The 7,201-nt window shown below is 73.4% G+C and carries 8 protein-coding genes; 4 read left to right on the forward strand and 4 right to left on the reverse strand.

The annotated features are described in order from the left end of the window. The 3 genes from ACH01S_RS41505 to pdhA all read right to left on the reverse strand — a co-directional run. Positions 1-308: biotin/lipoyl-containing protein (locus ACH01S_RS41505; RefSeq protein ID WP_303621485.1), on the reverse strand; the 308-nt coding region annotated here is incomplete at its 3' end. Beyond that, positions 305-1,318, reverse strand: a complete 1,014-nt coding sequence (locus ACH01S_RS41510) for an alpha-ketoacid dehydrogenase subunit beta (RefSeq protein WP_067905799.1) — start codon at positions 1,316-1,318, stop codon at positions 305-307. The genes ACH01S_RS41505 and ACH01S_RS41510, both read right to left, overlap by 4 nt. 10 nt (positions 1,319-1,328) lie before the next feature. Next, positions 1,329-2,444, reverse strand: a complete 1,116-nt coding sequence (gene pdhA, locus ACH01S_RS41515) for a pyruvate dehydrogenase (acetyl-transferring) E1 component subunit alpha (protein ID WP_067905801.1) — start codon at positions 2,442-2,444, stop codon at positions 1,329-1,331. Positions 2,445-2,573: 129 nt separating this feature from the next. On the opposite strand from pdhA, the gene ACH01S_RS41520 reads away from it, so the two are divergent. Continuing rightward, positions 2,574-3,212 carry a GntR family transcriptional regulator gene (locus ACH01S_RS41520; protein ID WP_246237009.1) on the forward strand — a complete coding sequence of 213 codons (639 nt, stop codon included), beginning with the start codon at positions 2,574-2,576 and terminating at the stop codon, positions 3,210-3,212. A 9-nt stretch (positions 3,213-3,221) separates the two neighbouring features. Here ACH01S_RS41520 and ACH01S_RS41525 read toward each other — a convergent pair whose 3' ends face one another. Continuing rightward, positions 3,222-3,917: a GntR family transcriptional regulator gene (locus ACH01S_RS41525; RefSeq protein ID WP_067905805.1), complete on the reverse strand. Its 696-nt coding sequence runs from the start codon at positions 3,915-3,917 to the stop codon at positions 3,222-3,224. Between the two features lie 159 nt (positions 3,918-4,076). Between ACH01S_RS41525 and ACH01S_RS41530 the strand changes: the two genes are divergently transcribed. The 3 genes from ACH01S_RS41530 to ACH01S_RS41540 form a co-directional block, all read left to right on the forward strand. Further along, positions 4,077-5,306, forward strand: coding sequence for an NRAMP family divalent metal transporter (locus ACH01S_RS41530; protein ID WP_067905807.1), 1,230 nt, complete (start codon positions 4,077-4,079; stop codon positions 5,304-5,306). Between the two features lie 286 nt (positions 5,307-5,592). Next, complete coding sequence (locus tag ACH01S_RS41535; RefSeq protein ID WP_067905809.1) at positions 5,593-6,384, forward strand: putative hydro-lyase; 792 nt, start codon at positions 5,593-5,595, stop codon at positions 6,382-6,384. A gap of 22 nt (positions 6,385-6,406) precedes the next feature. Further along, a partial coding sequence (locus ACH01S_RS41540; RefSeq protein WP_157406372.1) for a serine/threonine-protein kinase occupies positions 6,407-7,201 on the forward strand: 795 nt, incomplete at its 3' end.

Genomic DNA, 7,201 nt, shown 5'->3' on the forward strand with positions numbered 1-7,201 from the left:
CGCGCCGGTGCCGGTTCCGGTTCCGGCTCGGCCTCCGGCCGGGCGGCGGCGGGAGCCGGGGCGGCGGCGCCGCCGACCGGGGCGAGGACGGCGATCGGCGCGCCGATCGCGGCGGTCTCGCCCTCCGCGACCAGGATCTTCTCCAGGACCCCGGCCTCGTAGGCCTCGTACTCCATGACCGCCTTGTCGGTCTCGATGTCGACGATGACGTCGCCGACCGCGACCTCGTCCCCCGGCTGCTTCTGCCAGGAGCTGATGACGCCCTCCTCCATCGTGTCGGAGAGGCGGGGCATGAGGATGTCGGTCATGAGGCTTTCTCCAGAACACGGCCGGTCGCGCGGAGCGTGTCGCGGGCGGCGGTGAGCAGGGACTCGGCGGACGGCAGCGCCGCCGACTCCAGGGACTTGGCGTAGGGCAGCGGCACCTCGGCCATCGCGACCCGGCGGACCGGCGCGTCCAGCCAGTCGAACGCGCCCTCCTGGATCGTCGCGGCGATCTCGGCGCCGATGCCGTAGGTGAGCCAGTCGTCCTCGGCGACGACCGCGCAGCCGGTCTTGCGGACCGACTCGACGATCGTGGCGCGGTCCAGCGGGCGCAGGCTGCGCAGGTCGACGACCTCGGCGGACACGCCCTCGGCGGCGAGGGTCTCGGCGACCTCGGCGGCGACCCGCGCCATCCGCGAGTAGCCGATGATCGTGATGTCGGCGCCGGGGCGGACGACGCCCGCCCGGCCGATCTCGGCGGGCTCGACGTCCTCGACGGGGACGGGCAGCTCGCCCTTCGTGTTGTAGAGCGCGAGGTTTTCCAGGAACAGGACCGGGTCGTCGTCCCGGATCGCGGCCTTCAGCATCGCGGACGCCTCGGCGGGCGTGCTCGGCGCGACGACCTTCAGCCCCGGGATGAACGAGTAGAACAGCTCGACGTTCTGCGAGTGCGTGGCGCCGAGCTGCTGCCCGCCGCCGCCCGGCGTGCGGATCACCATCGGCACGCTGGCCTGCCCGCCGAACATCCCGTAGATCTTCGCGGCGTGGTTGACGATCTGGTCCAGCGCGAGCAGCGAGAAGTTGATCGTCATGATCTCGACGACCGGGCGGAGGCCGAGCATCGCGGCGCCGATGGCGGCGCCGACGAAGCCCTCCTCGGCGATCGGGGTGTCCCGGACGCGGCGCGGCCCGAACTCCTTCAGCAGCCCCTCGGTGATCTTGTAGGAGCCCTCGAAGAGTCCGATCTCCTCGCCCATCAGGAAGACGTTCTCGTCCCGGAGCATCTCGGCGCGCAGGGTGTCCCGGAGGGCCTGGCGGTAGGTCACGGTTGCCATGGGGTGCCTCTCAGGAGCCGAATACGGGGTCGGCGGGGAGCCTGCGCAGCTCGCCCGGGACGGGGGTGGCGTAGGTGTAGTCGAACAGCGTGGACACGTCGGGCGCCGGGCTCTCGTCGGCGAACGCGGCGGCGGCGTCGACCTCGGCCGTCACCTCGGCGTCCAGCTTGTCGCGGTCGTCGTGGGAGAGGATCCCGGCCTCCTCCAGCTCCAGCGCCATCCGGGCCAGCGGGTCGGCGGCCTTCAGGGCCTCCTTCTCCTCCTTGGACCGGTACCGGGCCGGGTCGACGACCGAGTGGCCCTTCAGCCGGGGGCTCGTCGTCTCCAGCAGGTACGGCTTGCTCTCCGACCTGGCGCGTTCCACGGCGCGGCGGGCGGCGTCCCGGACGGCGACGACGTCGGTGCCGTCCACCCGGGCGCTCTCCATCCGGTACGCGGCGCCGCGCCGGTACAGCTCGGGCTCGGCGGAGGAGTTCTCCACCGTGGTGCCCATGCCGAGCCCGTTGTTGATCACGACGAAGACGACCGGGAGGTCCCAGAGGCCCGCGATGTTCAGCGACTCGTGGAACGCGCCGATCGCGGTCGTCCCGTCGCCCATGTGGCACATGACGACCTCGTCGCCGCCCTTGTAGGACACCGCGAGCGCCGCGCCCGCCGCGAGCGGGACCTGGCCGCCGACGATCCCGTACCCGCCGAGCAGGCGCGCCTCGGCGTCGAACAGGTGCATCGACCCGCCCCACCCCTTGGACACGCCGGTCGACCGCCCGTACAGCTCGGCCATCACGCGGTCCGCGCCGATGCCCTTGGCCAGCGCGTAGCCGTGCTCGCGGTAGTTCGTGAAGAGGTAGTCGGAGGGGCGCAGGGCCGCCATCAACCCGACGACCGTGGCCTCCTCGCCCAGGTTCAGATGGCAGTAGCCGCCGATCTTGGCCTCGGTGTAGGCGCGGGCGGCCCGCTCCTCGAACCGCCTGATCAGCAGCATCTGCCGGTAGTAGCCGACGAGCGTGTCGGCGTCCGCCGCCGGGACCTCGGGCGCCGCCGCCGCGGCGGCCTCCGGCCGGGGGGTCTTCGCGCCGCGCGTCCTCGGTCGCGCGGCTCGGGGAGCCGATCGGACGGTCTCAGTCATCGGCGGCCTTCCTCTGTCCGGGGCAGCGCCATAGGATCACCACGACGCACCCGATCATCATTGATCTATGATCGATCATATTCTATCCGTCAAGGCTTACTTACCGACGTGGCGTCTAACATGTCGTGCGTGAACGCGCCGACCCCAGCCCATCTGCTCCGCACCGGCCTCGCCGACCAGATCCGCGAGTTCATCGTGGACGGCATCAGCTCCGGCCGGTGGGAGCCCGGCGAGCGCGTCGTCGAGCGCCGGATCGCCGCCGAGCTGGGCGTCAGCCAGGGCCCCGTCCGGGAGGCGCTGCGCCAGCTGGAGGCGCAGCGGCTGATCGAGTCGCTGCCGAACCGGGGCGCCCGCGTCCGCGAGTTCACCGAGCGGGACCTCGCGGAGATCTTCCCCGTCCGGGCCGGGCTGGAGCGGACGGCCGTGGAGCTCGCCCTGCCCCGCCTCGGCGACTGCATGGACGCCCTCGAAGAGCACAACCGGCGGCTCGCCGCCGCCGCGCGGGACGGCGACCTCGTCGAGCAGATGCGGCTCAGCATCGCCTTCCACCGCGAGATCGTCGAGTCGGCGGGAAACCGGCTGCTCGTCTCGGTGTGGGAGGGCCTCGGCATCGAGCTGTGGACGACCCTGTCCCTGCGCCTGCACCAGACGGAGATCTACTCCAAGTCGGCCGAGCACGCCGAGCTGATCGAGGCGTTCCGCCGCCGCGACCCGCGCGCGCCGCAGCTCCTGCACGACCACGTCATGAACTACGCGCCCGGCCGTTGACCCCGGCGGCTAGCCCTTCGCGAGGTAGGCGCTCGTGAGCTGCGCCTCGGCGTCGTCCAGGTAGGAGCGCAGCTCGCGCTCGGCCGCCGCCGGGTCGCCGGCCGCCAGCAGGTCGTGGATGCGCCGGTTGCGGGCGAGGTAGGGCTCGTGGAACTCGCGCGGCGAGCCCATCTCGTGGAAGACGAGCCGCATCTCGGCGAGCAGGTGCCGGGTCATCTCGTCCACCCGCGGGCTGCCGACCAGCCCGGCGAGGGCCCGGTGGAAGCGGATGTCGGCGGTGCCGACGTCGGCCCAGCGGCCCGCCGCGGCGGCGCGCTCGCCGTCCGCGACCGCCGCCTCGACGCGGGCGAGCGCGGCGGCGGAGGCGTCCGGCGCGCACCGCACGCCCTCGCACTCCAGGATCCGCCGGACGCGGTACAGGTCGGCCAGGCCCTCGGCGGTGACGCGCCGGACGAACACCCCGCGGTTGAACTCGTGCACGAGCAGCCGCTCCTGGACGAGCAGCCGGAACGCCTCCCGCATCGTGTTGCGCGACACCTTCACGGCGCGGCAGAGGTCCTCCTCGGGGAGCCGGGCCCCGGGCACGAGCCGCCCGTCGGTGATCTGCTCGCGGAGCAGGTCGGCGACCCGGGCCGCGGTGCTGGAGCGATCCAGCTCGTGCCGCGCCGCCGCGATCTCGTCGAGCCACGACTCCTGCGTCGGCATCGGCCTGCCCTCCCGGTGGCGGCGGGACGCCACGCGTCGATGTCGGTGAACGGCCAGCGTATCCCACCGGCGGCGGAAATAACCCTACAAAGGGATTGAAGGATTGTTGAACAATCCTTACCCTGGCCGAAAGGCCGCACCCCTGGAAGGTCAGCCCCCATGACGGACCGGACCACCCTGGAAAAGCCCCCCTCGCCCCCCGCCCGCTCCCGCCGCGCCGCCCTCGCGGGCGCGATGTTCCTGATGGCGACCAGCGCCATCGGCCCCGGCTTCATCACCCAGACCACCGTGTTCACCGCCAAGCTCGGCGCCGCGTTCGCGTTCGCGATCCTCGTGTCCGTCCTCGCGGACATCGCGATCCAGCTCAACGTGTGGCGCGTCGTCGGCGTGTCCGGCATGCGCGCGCAGGAGCTCGGCAACCGCGTCCTGCCCGGCGCGGGCTACGGCCTCGCCGCGCTGGACGTCTTCGGCGGCCTCGTGTTCAACATCGGCAACGTCGCGGGCACGGCGCTCGGGCTCAACGCGCTGCTCGGCCTGGACGTCAAGCTCGGCGGCGCGCTGTCCGCGCTGGTCGCCATCGCGGTCTTCCTCAGCCGTCGCGCCGGGGTCGCGATGGACCGGATCGTCATCGTGCTCGGCGCCGCGATGATCCTGCTGACCCTGTACGTGGCGTTCGTGTCCGAGCCGCCGCTCGGCGACGCGCTGCGGCAGAGCGTCGCGCCGGAGACCGTCGACTTCCTCGTCATCACCACCCTGATCGGCGGGACGGTCGGCGGCTACATCACCTACGCGGGCGCGCACCGCATGATCGAGTCCGGGCTGACCGGCGCGGACAACGTCAGGGAGATCAACCGCAGCGCGGTCACCGGCATCCTCGTCACCGGGCTGATGCGGGTGCTGCTGTTCCTCGCCGTGCTCGGCGTCGTCGCGGGCGGCGTGACGCTCGCCAAGGAGAACCCGCCGTCGTCGGCCTTCCAGCACGCGGCGGGCGGCGCCGGGCTGCGGTTGTTCGGCGTGATCATGTGGGCGGCGGCGATCACGTCGGTGATCGGCGCGTCCTACACCTCGGTGTCATTCCTCGTGTCGTTCTCGACGTTCGTCGAGCGGCACCGCAACCGGCTCGTGGTGGCGTTCATCGCGGTCTCCGCCGCGATCTACCTCCTGATCGGCACCGCCCCGGCGAAGCTGCTCGTCCTCGCGGGCGCGCTGAACGGGATGATCCTGCCGTTCGGGCTCGGCGTCCTGCTCTGGGCGGCCGGGCGGCGGCGCGACCTCCTCGGCGGCTACCGCTACCCGGTCTGGCTGCTCGCCCTCGGCGCCGCCGCGTGGCTGCTGTCGCTCTACCTCGGCTGGAACGCCCTCTCCGACCTCGATGACCTGTGGAAATGAGGGATGGTGTGCTGATTCCCCTACATAGCGCGAAAAGTCTGGCGCGTCCGGGAACCATGCGCCCGGGGCCGCGCGTTCCCCCTACAGGGCCGCTGGCGACAGTCCGGTACCTGGGGCGTCCGGGTCATGCGGCACTCGGCGTGGGGGTGTCGGGTGCCGCAGACCCGGACTCGCTCCGGCCCGTGGACGGCCGGCCGCCCGGTGTCCCCGCGGACGCGGCGGCGATCGGGATCGGGTTCGGGGGCCACCGCGTCCGCCGACACCCTGTCCGGCACCGGGGGGAGTCATGACCGCCCCGATCGATCCGAGCGCGCTGTCGCCCGGCCAGGCGAGGGCCCTCTTCCGCGCCGGGCTCCGCGCCCCCACCGCGGGCTGGTGCCGCGGCTGGACGCAGGCGAACCTGATCGCCGTGCCCCGCGAACACGCCTACGACCTGCTGCTGTTCGCCCAGCGCAACCCGAAGCCGTGCCCCGTCCTGGACGTCACCGAGCCCGGCGGGACGTCGGCGTCGCTGTTCTCCGGCGACCTGCGCACCGACCTTCCCGGCTACGTCGTCTACGAGGACGGCGAGCCGGTCGCCGAGGTCGGCGACGCCACCGGGCACTGGCGGGACGACCTCGTCTCCTTCCTCATCGGGTGCAGCTTCACGTTCGAGGCGGCGCTGCTCGACGCGGGCGTGCCCGTCCGGCACGTCGAGCAGGGCCGGAACGTCCCGATGTACAGGACGAACCGCATGTGCCGCCGCGCCGGGGAGTTCGGCGGGCCGCTCGTCGTGTCGATGCGTCCCGTCCCGGCCGCGCGGGTGGCGGACGCCGTCCGGATCACGGCGCGGTACCCGTCCGTGCACGGCGCGCCCGTCCACGTCGGCGACCCCGTCGAACTCGGCATCGACGACCTCGGACGGCCCGACTACGGCGAGCCGGTCGACGTCCACGTGGACGAGGTCCCCGTGTTCTGGGCGTGCGGCGTGACCCCGCAGGCGGCGGTGGCGGCGTCCCGGCCGAAGTTCGCCATCGGGCACGCGCCGGGCCACATGGCGATCACCGACGCCCGCGACAGCCGGTACCTCGTGCCCTGACCGCGGGCATAGGCTGCTCCCCATGCCCGAGATCGTCGCCCCGGGCGACCGCCTCGGGGAGCGCTACCGCCTGGAACGGCCGCTCGGCGCGGGCGGCATGGCGACCGTCTGGCGCGCGGTCGACCTCGTCCTCGACCGCGCCGTCGCCGTCAAGGTGCCGAAGGACGGCTGGCCGGAGGAGTTCACCCGGCGGCTCCGCCAGGAGGCGAAGGCCGCCGCCGGGCTCGCGCACCCGAGCATCACCGGCGTGTACGACTACGGCGAGCAGGACGGCCGGACGCGGACCGTCCCCTACGTGGTCATGGAGCTGCTGGACGGGGAGAGCCTGTCCGCGCGCCTCGCCCGCGGCCCGCTGCCCTGGCGGGAGGCCGCCGGGGTCTGCGCGCGGGTGGCCGACGCGCTGGCCGCCGCGCACGCCGCGGGGATCGTCCACCGCGACGTCAAGCCCGCGAACATCTTCCTGACCCCGGTCGGGGTGAAGGTCCTCGACTTCGGGATCGCGTTCACCGGTCCGGCGACGCCGGGCGGGCCCGTCCTCGGCACGCCCGCCTACGTCGCGCCCGAGCTGCTGACGGGCGCGGCGCCGACGGCGGCCGCCGACGTGTTCTCGCTGGGCGTCGTCCTGCACGAGTCGCTGACCGGGCTGCCGGTGTCGACGCCGTCCCTGCCGCCGGACGTGCCGGACGAGGTCGCCGCGCTCTGCCGCCGCTGCCTCGCCGAGCGGCCGCGGGACCGGCCGGCGGCGGCGGAGGCGGCCCGCGCGCTGGCGGCGGCGGGCGGCGTGCAGCTCGCGACGCGGCACGGCGGGGACGACGCC

It is taken from the genome of Actinomadura chibensis NBRC 106107 (assembly GCF_001552135.1).
In the GTDB taxonomy this organism is placed as follows: domain Bacteria; phylum Actinomycetota; class Actinomycetes; order Streptosporangiales; family Streptosporangiaceae; genus Spirillospora; species Spirillospora chibensis.